12 protein-coding genes are annotated in these 14006 nt (G+C 54.6%); 9 read left to right on the forward strand and 3 right to left on the reverse strand.

What is annotated here, in order from left to right:
• The first annotated feature begins 3 nt into the window (after positions 1-3).
• Entirely contained in the window at positions 4-3105 is a 3102-nt protein-coding gene (locus tag AC6HVW_RS07935; RefSeq protein WP_186486082.1) for an efflux RND transporter permease subunit, read from the forward strand.
• Positions 3106-3162: 57 nt separating this feature from the next.
• On the opposite strand, the gene ansP is transcribed toward AC6HVW_RS07935, so the two are convergent.
• Together ansP and AC6HVW_RS07945 are read right to left on the reverse strand one after the other, a co-directional pair.
• The gene (ansP, locus tag AC6HVW_RS07940; RefSeq protein WP_071683193.1) at positions 3163-4629 is read right to left on the reverse strand and encodes an L-asparagine permease; all 1467 of its coding nucleotides are present in this window, start codon (positions 4627-4629) and stop codon (positions 3163-3165) included.
• Positions 4630-4789: 160 nt separating this feature from the next.
• A complete protein-coding gene (locus AC6HVW_RS07945; RefSeq protein ID WP_071683194.1) occupies positions 4790-5227 on the reverse strand; it encodes a PACE efflux transporter in 438 nt (145 codons plus the stop codon).
• A 119-nt stretch (positions 5228-5346) separates the two neighbouring features.
• Here AC6HVW_RS07945 and AC6HVW_RS07950 point away from each other — a divergent pair, with 119 nt between their 5' ends.
• Positions 5347-6234 carry a LysR family transcriptional regulator gene (locus tag AC6HVW_RS07950; protein ID WP_059200198.1) on the forward strand — a complete coding sequence of 296 codons (888 nt, stop codon included), beginning with the start codon at positions 5347-5349 and terminating at the stop codon, positions 6232-6234.
• A gap of 107 nt (positions 6235-6341) precedes the next feature.
• Positions 6342-6968 (forward strand): LysE family translocator, encoded by a 627-nt coding sequence (locus AC6HVW_RS07955; RefSeq protein WP_029710842.1) that lies wholly within the window; start codon positions 6342-6344, stop codon positions 6966-6968.
• A 2-nt stretch (positions 6969-6970) separates the two neighbouring features.
• Here AC6HVW_RS07955 and AC6HVW_RS07960 read toward each other — a convergent pair whose 3' ends face one another.
• The gene (locus AC6HVW_RS07960) at positions 6971-7534 is read right to left on the reverse strand and encodes a DedA family protein (RefSeq protein ID WP_071683197.1); all 564 of its coding nucleotides are present in this window, start codon (positions 7532-7534) and stop codon (positions 6971-6973) included.
• A gap of 206 nt (positions 7535-7740) precedes the next feature.
• On the opposite strand from AC6HVW_RS07960, the gene AC6HVW_RS07965 reads away from it, so the two are divergent.
• From AC6HVW_RS07965 to AC6HVW_RS07990, 6 genes are all read left to right on the forward strand, one after another.
• Positions 7741-9009, forward strand: coding sequence for a sensor histidine kinase (locus AC6HVW_RS07965; protein WP_254698893.1), 1269 nt, complete (start codon positions 7741-7743; stop codon positions 9007-9009).
• Positions 9009-9632, forward strand: coding sequence for a response regulator transcription factor (locus AC6HVW_RS07970; protein ID WP_071683201.1), 624 nt, complete (start codon positions 9009-9011; stop codon positions 9630-9632). Before AC6HVW_RS07965 ends, AC6HVW_RS07970 begins: the two co-directional genes overlap by 1 nt.
• A 109-nt stretch (positions 9633-9741) precedes the next feature.
• A complete protein-coding gene (locus AC6HVW_RS07975) occupies positions 9742-10425 on the forward strand; it encodes an outer membrane protein (protein ID WP_186486083.1) in 684 nt (227 codons plus the stop codon).
• 226 nt (positions 10426-10651) lie between these two features.
• Complete coding sequence (locus AC6HVW_RS07980; protein ID WP_071683204.1) at positions 10652-11755, forward strand: adenosylhomocysteinase; 1104 nt, start codon at positions 10652-10654, stop codon at positions 11753-11755.
• A gap of 156 nt (positions 11756-11911) precedes the next feature.
• Positions 11912-12841, forward strand: a complete 930-nt coding sequence (pbpG, locus tag AC6HVW_RS07985; RefSeq protein ID WP_024485772.1) for a D-alanyl-D-alanine endopeptidase — start codon at positions 11912-11914, stop codon at positions 12839-12841.
• Positions 12842-13017: 176 nt separating this feature from the next.
• Complete coding sequence (locus AC6HVW_RS07990) at positions 13018-13938, forward strand: DUF808 domain-containing protein (protein WP_071683205.1); 921 nt, start codon at positions 13018-13020, stop codon at positions 13936-13938.
• Positions 13939-14006 lie beyond the last annotated feature (68 nt).

Raw genomic sequence — 14006 nt, forward strand, 5'->3', positions numbered from 1 at the left:
TTGATGCTGCATTTCTTTATCCGGCGGCCAAAATTCGCCATCGTGATTGCGCTGGTGATCACCCTGGTGGGGATCGTTTCTCTCAAGGTGATCCCGGTGGAACAGTACCCCGACATCACGCCACCGGTGGTTTCCGTCAGCGCGCTCTATCCTGGAGCCAGCGCCCGTGACGTGGCTCAGGCGGTGGCATCGCCCATCGAAGCTCAGGTAAACGGCGTCAGCAACATGCTGTACATGGAATCGACCAGCGCCAACAACGGCGGTTATCAACTGAGCATTACCTTTGCCAGTGGCACCGATCCGGATATGGCCGCCGTGGAGGTGCAAAACCGTATTTCACAGGTTAGCGCGCAGCTACCGGCAGAGGTGAATAACAACGGGGTTTCGGTGCGCAAGCGGGCCTCGAATCTGTTGTTGGGCGTTAGCGTGTTCTCTCCCAAGGGCAGCCGTGACACGCTGTTTCTGAGCAATTACACCAGTATCCAACTGCGCGATGCCTTGGCCCGCATCAGCGGTGTGGGAGATGTGCAGGTGTTTGGCGCCCGGGATTACAGCATGCGCGTCTGGCTCGATCCGCAGCGTATGGAGTCGCTGAATATCAGCGTGCAGGACATCGTGCAAGCGTTGCAGCAGCAGAACGTGCAGGCCGCCGCAGGCCAGATCGGTTCCGCGCCTTCGCCTTCCCGGCAGCAGCAAACCTTGACCATCAGCGGGCAGGGGCGTTTAACCGATCCGCAGGAATTCGCCAGAGTGATTATCCGCAGCGGAGCCAATGGCGGCACGGTGCGGGTGGGTGACGTGGCACGGGTCGAGTTGGGAGCACAAAACTACCAGGTCAATGCTTCGATGAACCAACAGGAATCGGCATTTTTGGTGGTTTACCCCACGCCGGGAGCTAACGCGCTGAATGTTGCCAATGCGGTACGCGAGGAGATGGCACGCTTGTCGCAGTCCTTCCCCAGCGATATGAGCTATGACATCAAATATGACTCTACCCGCCCGGTAACGGCAACGCTGCACGAGATTGCCATTTCGCTGGCGTTAACCCTGGCGGTGGTGTTGCTGGTGGTTTATCTTTTCTTACAGAGCCTGCGGGCCACCTTTATCGTGGCGCTCACCATTCCAGTTTCATTGCTCGGTACTTTCGCCGTGCTGTATGTTTTCGGCTACTCCGCCAACACCCTGAGCCTGTTCGCCATTATCCTGGCGCTGACTATCGTGGTAGACGACGCCATCGTGGTGGTGGAAAACGTGGAGCGTCTGCTGGCCCAAGATCCCGCTCTTAGCCCGGCAGAAGCAACCCGCAAGGCGATTAGCCAGATTGCCGGGCCGATCGTCGCTACGACGTTAGTGCTGATGGCGGTGTTTGTGCCGATTGCGGTGCTGCCGGGCATTACCGGTGAGCTGTATCGTCAGTTTGCCGTGACCCTGTCGGCGGCGGTGATCCTGTCGAGCATCAACGCGTTGACGCTGTCCCCGGCGCTTTGTGCCACGCTGATCCGGCGGCGTGAGCTGGCGCAAACCGGCTTTTTTGGTGGTTTCAACCGGGGTATGAACCGGATGCGCGATGGCTATGTTCGCATGACCGCATTGGCTAGCAAGCGAGCTTTAACCACGGTGATTGCACTCTTTGTCGTTGGCTTGGCCACCTGGTATGGCTATAGCCGTCTGCCAACCTCTTTCCTGCCGGAGGAGGATCAGGGCTACTTCTTCGTCAACGTACAGTTGCCAGATGGAGCTTCCCTTGAACGTACCCAGGCGGTAATGGATCAGATGCATCAGCAGGTGATACAAAACCCGGCGGTGGAAGATGTGATCAAAATTACCGGTTTCAGCCTGCTGAGCGGGGGCAATTCGCCCAATGCGGGCTTCGCCATCGTGATGCTCAAACCTTGGGGCCAACGCGAACATGTTGACCGGGTGTTAGCCGATCTTCAGGGCCGGCTGGCAGCAATCCCCTCGGCGATGATCATGGTGGTTAATCCACCGGCCATCGCCGGGCTAGGCAACGCCGCCGGTTTTGATTTACGCCTGCTGGCGCTGGAGGGGCAAACGCCGCAGCAGATGGCTCAGGTGGCCCAGGGGATTATTTTTGCGGCCAACCAGCGGCCAGAGCTGAGCCGGGTATTTACCACCTTCAGCGCCGTGGTGCCGGATATCGATCTAGCGGTCGATCGTGAACGTGCTGCACTATTGCAGGTGCCGGTCAGCCGGATTTTCAATACGCTGCAAGTTTCGCTTGGCGGCCTGAACGTGGGGGATTTTTCGGTCAATAACCGTATGTTTCGGGTGCAGTTGCAAAACGATATGGATTTCCGGCAACGCACCGAACAAATTAATCGCCTGAACGTGCGCAGCGACACCGGTGCTCTGGTGAGCCTGGCTAATCTGGTACGGCTCACGCCTTCCATCGGCGCGCCTTTTATCAGCCAGTTCAACCAGTTTCCGTCGGTATCGGTGAACGGTTCTGCGGCCGAGGGGGTTAGCTCCGGGCAGGCGATGAAAACCATGGAGTCTTTATTGGCCGAGCAGTTGCCAAAGGGTTACGGCTATAGTTGGAGCGGCCTGTCTTGGCAGGAACAACAAACCGGTGACCAAGCCCTGCTGATCTATCTGGCGGCGCTGGTGTTCGCCTATCTGTTCCTGGTGGCTCAGTATGAAAGCTGGAGTATCCCGCTGGTGGTGATGCTGTCGGTGATTTTCGCGGTGGCAGGAGCGGTCGCGGGGTTACGCATGATGGGGTTCGCCAACGACGTTTACGCCCAAATCGGGCTAGTCCTGCTGATCGGCCTGGCGGCCAAGAATGCCATCCTGATCGTTGAGTTCTCCAAGGCGCGGCGTGAAGAGGGGGCCAGCATTCGCGAAGCCGCGCAGGACGGCGCCCGGCAACGTTTCCGGGCGGTGATGATGACGGCCATTTCCTTTATTCTCGGGGTGATGCCGCTGGTGTTTGCTACCGGTGCCGGGGCGATGAGCCGCCAAATTATCGGTATTACCGTGTTTGGCGGGATGTTACTGGCAACCCTGGTCGGGATCTTCTTTATTCCTGCGCTGTACCTGCATATTCAACGGCTGCGCGAATGGGTTAAATCACGGTTTGCCTAGAGTCGCTGACCAGGTCTACTCGGCGCTGGGGCCGGGTAGACCTGCAAATGGAAGCTGTTAAGCCTCGCTATGCTGTTCGTGAGCCTGTTGTTCCAGCTTCACCTGTGCGGCACGCTTGCGCAGGCCAAACCAGCCAAGTAGCAGTAACACGGCCAGCACGGGGATGGTGGCAATAGTCCAGGTGCCGTTCGGGTAATCAAAGGCCATCATGACCACCACCGCTAACAGGAACAACAGCGTCAGCCACGAGGTAACGGGTGCTCCTGGCATTTTAAACGCCACCGGTTTGGCTTTCCCCGCCTTGATTGCCTTACGCAGTTGCATCTGACAAACGATAATAAATGCCCAAGAGCAGATGATGCCCAGTGAAGCGATATTCAGCACGATTTCGAACACCTGCGATGGCACCAGATAATTCAGCACCACGCCAATCACATAGATACCGCAGGTCACCAGAATACCGGCGTAAGGTACCTGCTGGCTGCTCATTTTAGCCATCAGCTTTGGTGCTGAGCCCCCCATGGAAAGTGAGCGCAGGATACGGCCTGTTGAGTACAGACCAGAGTTCAGGCTGGAAAGGGCGGCGGTCAGCACCACGATATTCATGATGGTACCGATGTAGGGTACGCCAAGCTTGGAAAAGAAGGTGACAAACGGGCTTTGCCCAGCCTGATAGGCGTTCCAGGGTAGCAGCAGAACCAGCAGCACCACAGAGCCGACATAGAACAAACCGATACGCCAGATCACGCTGTTGATCGCTTTTGGCATCATTTTTTCCGGATCTTTACACTCGCCAGCGGCGGTGCCTATCAGTTCGATACCGGCAAAGGCGAAGATCACCCCTTGTACCAATACCAAAGCAGGTAACAGACCGTGTGGGAACATGCCGCCATTATCGGTGATCAGGTGGATACCGGTTGTATTACCCGCTACCGGTGTGCCGACGCCAAGGAAGATGACCCCCACGACCAGGAACAGAGAGATTGCGGCAACCTTGATCAACGCAAACCAGAACTCCATTTCGGCGAACCACTTCACGCCGATCATATTCATGGTAGCCACAATCCCAAGCGCCCCCAGGGCAAACAGCCACTGGGGAACCTCAGCGAAGGTACCCCAATAATGCATATACAGCGCTACGGCGGTGATATCGACAATGCCGGTCATCGCCCAATTAAGAAAGTACATCCATCCTGCAACGTAGGAGGCCTTTTCACCGAGAAATTCGCGTGCATAGGAAACGAAACTGCCGCTGGATGGGCGGTGTAATACCAGCTCGCCCAAGGCTCGTAGGATGAAAAAAGAAAACACGCCACATACCAGATATACCAGCGCCAGTGCCGGACCCGCCATCTGTAGACGTGCGCCGGTGCCAAGGAATAGGCCAGTGCCGATTGAGCCCCCAATGGCGATCATCTGTATCTGCCGTTTACCCATGCTTTTGTGGTAACCGGACTCGTGCGAGTCCAACCAACGTTTTCTAGCCGCCTGCTTGTCATGTGCAGTCGTTTTCTCTGAGTGCATTATTCGTCCTGTTCCTGTCTGTTTGCATCATGGGAATGAGGTCATGGCAACATTCCGCAGTTTATGGTTGATACCAGCGCCGTTAAATAACGGCGAGGCATGCTACCCGTTCTAAGGAATTGAGGCAAAAAAACTGCGGTTCAGAGGAAGAGGGTGTCACTCAGGCCGATTCGGCGGCAGGCAGAGCTGAGGTCGGCAGCCCGAATATTTTGTCGAATGCCCAGTTAAATACAAAGGTATAGCAGGGAATAATCACGATCAGCGCCATATCCAGCAGCAAGGCTTGCAGCAGGGAAATCTCCATCCACCAGGCGATCAGCGGGATCAGGTAAACCACCAGCGTCAGTTGGAAGCCCACCGCATGAAGAATGCGGCGCTTCAGCGTGCGTGTGCGTGATGCCTGGCGGATTTCCCAGAATTCGTACAAGTAGTTGTAAATCAGGTTCCAACTGACGGCGATGGTGGTGATGATCACCGCCAACGGCCCGGTGCTGCTCGGGGCGGAGCCAGAGAGTAGTGCCAAACCAAGGGCCGAAATGACCATACCGATAACTTCATAAGCGGTCACATAGACCAGTTTGCGTTTCACGCCTTGCATGTTTTTCTCCTGCTTTATTTTTCGTGCCTGATGACGTCCGGCAACCCGATGCGTAAGATAACGTCAATGCTATTGATAGAAAAAGTCAGGAGCTGTCAGTTTTACTGATAGGTGAGGTGATGAATTTTTCCAGTGACAATATCGAACTGTTTTTGGCCGTGTTGGATCGCGGCTCATTCTCGGCGGCAGCCAGAGCATTGCGGCGCGTGCCTTCGGCGGTCAGCATGGGGATCGCCAATATGGAGGCGGAGCTGGGTTTTCAGCTGTTCGACCGCTCGCACCGCGAACCGGTGCCCACCGCGCTGGCATTGGCACTGGCTCCCCACGCACGCTTGATCGCCGAACAGCTCAAGCAGCTGCAGATCCACGCCATTGAGCTTTCTCAGGGGTTGGAAAGCAGGCTGTCGATCGGTGTGGCATCTGATATCAACAGCAGCGGTCTATTGGCGGCGGTGAAAGCGTTGGCGGAGCGCTACCCGTTGTTGGATATCGAGGTGCTGACCGCCCCACAAGATGATGTTTTGCATATGCTGCATCAACAGCGGGTCAGCCTGTGTCTGGCATTCGGCGGGTTGGACGTGAACAGCCAGGAACACTTTCACTATGTGGGTAGCGAGTCGTTGGTAGCAACCATTGCGGCGCAGCATTCAGCCCTGAGCGCTGGCGGTGCCGAGTTGTTTCTGGAGGAACTGGTCAACGTGCGGCAGATCATGGTGGCCAGCCGGGATTTGCCTATGGCTGATAAACGCCCACAGGTAGCGGAATCCTTCTGGCGTACTGACAGTTTGCCGATGGCGCTAAGCATGGTGGAAGCTGGACTGGGGTGGGGCAACTTTCCGCTGTCGTTAACTGCACCATTGCTTGAGCAGGGCCGGTTGATCCGCCTGAAATTTAAAAATACCAAAAACGAACTGCGTCTGCCGGTGCACCTGATTTGGTTGAAGCACCAGCCGCAACAGAAGGCGGCCAGGGAGTTGCTGGCGTTGATGATGCAGGGCAATGCTTGACCGGGGGGGAACGTGGCGCAGTTTTCTCCCGTATCCATACGTTTCTATTGCTTTTATTTTATCCAGCGCGTTAATTTGAGTAATGGAATTAGGCAAGGGAAAAGAGCATGATCAACGAAACGCTATTATCGGTACTCAGCATTACCGGGGCTATTACGCTTGGCGCCATGAGCCCAGGGCAAAGCTTTATTCTGGTAGCGAGAACGGCGGTGGCTTCGTCACGGCGCGATGGGATGGCGGTGGCATTGGGGATGGGGATCGGCTGTTTTATCTTCGCACTAATCGCCTTGTTGGGGCTGCAGTCGCTGCTGCTGGCGCTGCCTTGGCTGTATACCACGCTGAAAATGCTGGGGGGGGCCTATCTGATCTATCTGGCGTTCAAAATGCTGCGCGGAGCTAATCAGCCGTTGATGATCGAAGCGGTTGGCGGCCAGCAGCTAGGCTTTCGCCGGGCGTTCACCACCGGGCTGTTAACTCAGTTGGGTAATCCGAACACCGCTATCGTATTCGGCAGCGTATTTGCAGCGTTGCTTAGCCATAAGATCCCCATGGTGCTGTATATCGTGTTGCCGCTGATTGCTCTGGCCGTCGATCTGCTGTGGTATGCCTTTGTGGCGTTTGTGCTGTCGTCACCGCGCCCGCGCCGCGTCTACCTGCGTTTCAAAGCCTGGTTTGATCGCCTGGGCGGCAGCGTGCTGGCCTTACTGGGCCTGAAGCTGATGCTCAACAAATAGTCTTATTGTGCGTGACGCCGCCGCCACCAGTAACGAAGCAGCAGAATAGCGGCGATCACCACCACGCAGAACAGCAGGCTATACAGCTTTTTGTCACTACCGCTGACAAAACTGCTAATGGCCTGGCCACCAAAATAGCCGAGCAGTACAAATAGCGTGGCCCACAGGATAGCCCCCAGAATATTCAGCGGGATAAAGCGCGAGGGGGGCAGCTTGCTGGCACCGATCAGCACCGGGCCGATAAGCCGGAACCCGTACATAAAACGTACGCCAATCACAAATAAAATCGGGTGGCTGGCAATCAGCTTTTGGGCGCGTTCAATGCGTGCTTGTTGGCTCTCGATACGGGCAAGCACCCGGCCACCAAAATGGCGCCCGGCAAAATAGAGCAGCTGATCGCCCAAGGCGCCGCCAATAGCGACCACCGCAATCACCAGCGGCAGGCGCAGCAATCCGTTGTGTGCCGCAATTCCTCCCAGCAGGGTGATGGTTTCCCCTTCGAGCAGGCAGCCAATCAGCAGTGCCCAGTAGCCATATTGGGTAATGTAGTGGGCTAAATCCGTCATTGTTGTTCCTTCATTGCGATGAAATAGGATTATAACACCCTGTCCCCGCAGCGGGAGGTAAATTGAAATAGCCTGATGTTAATAATAGATTCTTGCATTCGCATAGTGTTTAATCCGTTATTAATAAACTCGTCTGCCAATGACATGGAGATATTATGCTCAAGGTTGCTCTCTGGTTGGTTCTATCTCTGTTTTCAGGGAGCGGGGTGATAATTTATGCTTTGCAACAGCAATATGAAGAGCAATCAGTCACCTATCGTATTTTATATCGTGAGGTGACGGTTAAATTATCCCAACTTGAGACGGTGCTTTCCTTACTGTCGGTATCCAGCGATCCTGCCATCGTCCAGCAAAAATTCCCGCAGATTGTGGCATGGAAACGCATGCCACAGGCACAGCCAATCCCGACCTTGACGCCAACGGGAGAGGGAACTTACTGGCTGGCACACCAACATTTTGCGCTGTTGATCGATCCTGCGCTGTTATTTGCTGACATTCCCCAGCGTCATGATTTCCAGCAGATCGGCCTGAGTTGGCACAACAAACCGTTATTTGAGCAGGGGGATCATGCTCAACCAGCGTATTGGCAATGGGACAAGGGGATCAGCAGTGCCTCTCAGCCTTTTGAATTATCCGCCCGAAACGACCCTGATTGGGCGCGTTTGCCTTGGTTGCTGTTATTGCTGCTGCCGGTTTTCTGGGCTGCTGTCGTCTATTTTATCGACCAATTCCGTATTCAAAAACGCCAACGCAATATTGCCGTTTTGCGTGAACACTTCTCGCAATTGACGCGGCTTAACGCCATGGGGGAAATCACGGCCAGTATGGTTCACGAACTCAACCAGCCGCTGACTGCGGTGTTAAGTTATAACCAGGCCGCTCTGCGCCTGTTAGGCCAACAGCAGCAGGATAAAGCCGTGCCGCTGCTTGATGCGGCAGTGATACAAATCAAACGCATCAGCACCTTGCTGCTGCAATTTCGGCAAAAGTTGGCTCATGAGCAGGTAGTATTGCAAGAGGTCGATCTGCATAAGGTCTGGTTGCGCGTCACTATGCTGCTGGAAGATGAGATCAACAAGGGCAAGGTCAGGATCGTTAACCGGATGCCCGATGCGTTACCCACTCTACGAGCCGATCCTCTCTGGGTTGAACAAATCTTCCATAACATAGTGACCAACGCGATTCAGGCACAACAGCCCAATCAGCCGGAGCCGGGTTGGGTGGCAATCGATGCTGAATACTCGAAGCAATGGATCCAACTGATGATTACCGATGGTGGGCCAGGGCTTTCTGAACCCGCATTACAACAGGTCTTTATTCCCTTCTTCACGACTCGCCAAGAGGGATTGGGGCTGGGCATGGCGTTGACAGAAACTCTGGTTCAGCGCCTGAACGGCACTATTACGGTGGAAAATATGGCCGGTCAGGGAGCGCGTTTTACCCTGTGGTTTCCGTTTAACACTCAGGAGGAGTGATGGAACAGTTTATTTATCTGATTGATGACGATCGGGCTATCCGTAGTTCGCTAACTTCACTATTGGCAACCATGGGCTGGCAAACGCTAGCTTATGAAAATAGTCTGGATTTTCAACAGCGGATGGGGGAACCACAGGCGCTGTGCGGTTGCTTGCTGCTGGATATTCGTATGCCGGGCAAAAGCGGCATCACGCTACTTGAAGAGTGGCAACAACAGGGGCTGGATATCCCCGTTATCATCATGACCGGCCACGGAAATATTGATTTATGTCGGCGGGCCTTCAAAAACGGGGCTTTTGAATTCTTGACCAAGCCCATTGATGCCGAACTGTTGATCGAAACTGTCGCTGGAGCATTGGAACATCAGCGAATGTTGCAACAACAGCGGCAAGCAACTGCCGAGTTGCAAGAGAGGCTCAATGCGCTGTCAGCGCGGGAACTGGAGGTCACTGGGCTGATTATGCAAGGGAAATCCAGTAAGGAAATTGCTCAGGAGCTGGAGCTTTCACCGCGCACGGTAGAGGCCCATCGCGCCAATTTATTTGCCAAGCTGGCGATCAACTCGTCGGTGAAGTTAATGAAAGTCTATGGTGAGCTGTTTTCTGCAACAAGAGTTAAGTAAAAATACCTAGAGCCTTAGGTATTCAACCGAATTGCGACACCGCTGCGCGCTGGTTATTTTAGCTGAACCTTCATTGTTCTTCATAAATAACCTTTCAAGCGAGGATCGCATGAATATTAAACCTCTGGTACTGCTGGTTTCCCTCTCCGTTGTTTCCGGTAATGTTTTAGCCGATGATTATTTAGAGGGATACTATGGGGCGATAAAACTATTGCACGCCAGACAGTCGGCAGAAGATATGGATACCAGCAGCCGCCCAGGCGTGGGTGATTTTGTCAGCGGTGACGAAAAACATAATTTCTATAACGGGGCTATCGCCGCAGGCTATCAATTCGGCAATGGCTGGCGCAGTGAGGCAGAGTATGTGTTCAAAAAGAAAAGCGAATACACCAGCGGCTCAACCACCTTTGCCAGCAGCTACAATCACCACAAAGTGGACGCTCAGCGCCTGATGCTCAATGCCTATCGTGACTACGCGCTAGGGTATGACTTCTCGGTTTATGGCACGGTTGGCCTGGGTATCGCCAAAGTAAAATCCGACGGCTGGCAGGGGAATACCTCGCGCCAATACGCGGCAAGTACGCAAAATAATCTGGCTTACTCCATTGGCGCAGGGATTAGCTATGCGGCCATGGAGCGGCTCAATTTTGATTTGGGCTACCGCTACGTGGATATGGGCAAGATTGAAAGTGGTTACAATAACTTTACCAATGCCCGTGGGTTAAAAGATGAGCAAATGAAAGCACGTCTGGTTTCCAGTGAGTTTGCTTTAGGCGTGCGTTACCTGTTCTAGTCTTATCATTGATATCGGGCCGTGAGTTGCGCCATCGCGGCCTGTACCGCTGAACAATCCGTTCGGAGGTCCCCCCCCCTGATAGATCGGAAAAACCATCACTCATGCTGTTGCCATGATAGTCACCTCGGTTTTTTGCTGCGAGATAAGTGATAATAGCCGCCATGCGATGCAGATTAATCATTCTGCCATGCCCTGGCGGCGTGGCGTAGTAGAGGAGTAACCGATGTATCAGGATTTTGACAGTGAGTTGAAGTGGGCCATGCGCCATATGCCACGTACCCGCGCGGCAGTAGCGGCTTTACCGGATCTGCACGGCGTGCGCCTGGCGTGTAACATGCACCTGGATCTGAAAATGGCCCCGCTGGTAGCCGGGCTGTTGGATAAGGGAACTGCCATTTATCTCACCACCTGTAACCCGACGACGGTACAGGATGACGTAGTGGCCTGGCTGGAACGTCACGGTGCCCAAGCGCACGCCTGGCGTGATATGAGCGATGCCGACTGGTCTGAATCTTTCGACCGCGCGCTGGCCTGGGGGCCGACTCACCTGTGTGAAATGGGAGCCGATCTGACCACTCGCCTGCATCAATCTGCCAATGGCCCGCAGATCAAAGCTGGGCTGGAAGCGACCGGTTCAGGCATCAGCCGCTTGGGGGGCATTGCACCGCGTTACCCGATCTTTAACTGGGATGACCTGCCGGTCAAAGAAGGGCTGCATAATCGCCACATGGTTGGGCTGACTGCCTGGCATACCTTCTTCCAGACCACTCATCTGACGCTGCATGAAAAATGTGTGGTGGTGATCGGTTATGGGCTGGTAGGCCAGGGCGTAGCCGCTTCTGCCAAGGCTTATGGCGGGCAAGTTATCGTGGCGGAAATCGATCCGGCCCGTGCTTTGCAAGCGCGCTACGATGGTTGGGCGGTAGTCGATTTAGCCACTGCCGTAGAGCAGGCCGACGTGATTGCCACGGCCACCGGAGCCAAAAACGTGCTGTCTGCACGGCATCTGGAGCGGGCCAAGGATGGGGTGTTTATCCTCAACGTTGGGCATGTGGCGGAAGAGATCGACGTCGGTTTCCTGCAAGGCCTGCCACACAGCGAGCCAATGCCATTTGTGAACGCTTACCAACTGGCAGACAAAACGCTGTATCTGCTGGCCAACGGGTCGATGTTCAACCTGACGGCAGGCTACGGCGACAGCCTGAATGCCTTCGATGTGACCCTGGCCGTGATGGCCGCCGGGATCGGACATATTGTCGGTGCCGGTGAGCAGCATGCTGCCGGATTGTACCTGTTGCCACAATCTGCCTGGCAGCCAGCGCTGTAACTTTTACCTCGCGGGCGTACAACCCAGTACGCTCGCGGGTTGCATAAATTTTGCGCCGATAGATTTTGTCACAAATAGCTACTCACAATCACAGTGCAATTCTATACCCCTCACTTATAATTCAACGCAGTCGGTTCTCTCCTCCGTTACAGAGTAATACATGTGAAAATCCGTGTTTTGGTTCTAACCCTGCTCGCGTTGCAAGCCGGTACTGGACTGGTGCCGAGTGCATTAGCCAGCAATAAAACCGCCGCAGTGCAGGCCTCCCAGCCTGAGTTGGCTTCTGGCAGTGCCATGGTGCTGGATATGCAAACGCATCGGGTGATTTATTCACGTAACCCCGATGAAGTGGTGCCTATTGCCTCGATCACCAAGCTGATGACGGCGATGGTGACGCTGGATGCCCGCCTGCCGCTGGACGAAATGCTGTCGGTCGATATCAGCCAGACGCCAGAAATGAAAGGGGTTTACTCCCGGGTGCGGTTGAACAGCGAAATCAGCCGCAAGGATATGCTGCTGTTGGCGTTGATGTCGTCGGAAAACCGGGCCGCGGCCAGTTTGGCGCATCATTATCCAGGGGGCTATAACGCCTTTATCAAGGCGATGAATGCCAAGGCCAAAGCGCTAGGCATGACTAATACCCGTTACGTTGAACCGACCGGGCTATCGATTCATAACGTATCTACCGCGCGTGACCTGACCAAACTGATGTTGGCGACCAAGCAGTACCCGCTGATCGGCCAGTTGAGCACCACTACCGAACGGATGGCGACCTTCAAGGATCCCAACTATACGTTGCCGTTTCGCAATACCAACCATCTGGTCTACAACCAGAAATGGAATATCCAACTGACCAAAACCGGTTTTACCAATCAGGCCGGACACTGCCTGGCGATGCGTACCGTGATCGGCAATCGCTCCGTTTCGCTGGTGGTGTTGGACGCCTTTGGCAAATATACCCATTTTGCGGATGCTAGCCGCCTGCGTACCTGGATTGAAACCGGCAAAGTAACGCCGATCCCCGCGGCGGCGCGGGATTATCGCCGCCAGAAAGATGCCGCCCTGGCGAAGAACGACACGGAATAAAACGTGACTTATTAGTCTGCCGTCTGTTACGGCAGGCTATCACTTTCCCATTGTGCAAAATTCACGACTTAAGCCCGCACCTACAGTAAAATCATTAAGATTTTCCCTCTTCATGTTTTCAACCCGCTATGCTAAACCGGTATGGCTATCCCACCCTTTGATAAGGAAAGTGCATTTTGGCAGGCAGTAGCTTATTAACCCTGATCGACGACATCGCTTCGTTACTGGATGATGTTTCATTGATGACGAAAATGGCGGCCAAAAAGACCGCCGGGGTACTGGGAGACGATCTGGCGCTCAATGCCCAACAGGTCAGCGGTGTTAAGGCCGATCGTGAAATCCCTGTGGTGTGGAAGGTGGCCAAGGGCTCGTTTATCAACAAGACGATCCTGGTACCGCTGGCATTGCTGATCAGCGCTTTTGCCCCTTGGGCGATTACACCGCTGCTGATGGTCGGTGGGGCTTACCTTTGCTATGAAGGGTTTGAAAAGGTTTACCACAGCCTGACGCACCGCAAGGGCGCAGAGGCAGAAGAGAAAGCGGAACTGGATACCAGTGAGGACGTTGCGGTCTATGAACAGCGCAAAATCAAAGGCGCCATTCGTACCGACTTTGTACTCTCCGCCGAGATTATTGCCATCACGCTGGGGACCGTAGCCGGAGCCACCTTTAGTCAGCAGGTGATTGTGCTGTGTGGCATCGCCATTGTGATGACGGTTGGGGTGTACGGCATCGTGGCAGGCATCGTCAAGCTGGACGATCTGGGGTTCTACCTGGCCCGTAAGAGTAGCGCGTTAGCACAATCGTTAGGGCGCGGTATCGTCAGTGCGGCACCTTATCTGATGAAAACCCTGTCGGTGGTGGGTACCCTGGCCATGTTTATGGTGGGTGGCGGGATTTTGACCCACGGCTTACCGCCGGTGCATCACCTGTTCACCGACTGGGCGAGTTATTCTACGGTAGTGCCTGGCGTTGGTGCCATTCTTGGGGGCCTGACCCCAACGCTGCTGAATGCAGTGTTCGGCTTGATCGCCGGTGGCGTTGTGATGCTGGTGGTCTCTGGGATTGGTTCGGTGCGGGCTCGTTTTAAGGCGTGATACTGCGGATTAGTGAAAAACACCCGAAATGTGTTTTTTCGGGTGTTGACAGCGCGAACTCATAAAGA

Source organism: Serratia sp. NCCP-200 (assembly GCF_059697885.1).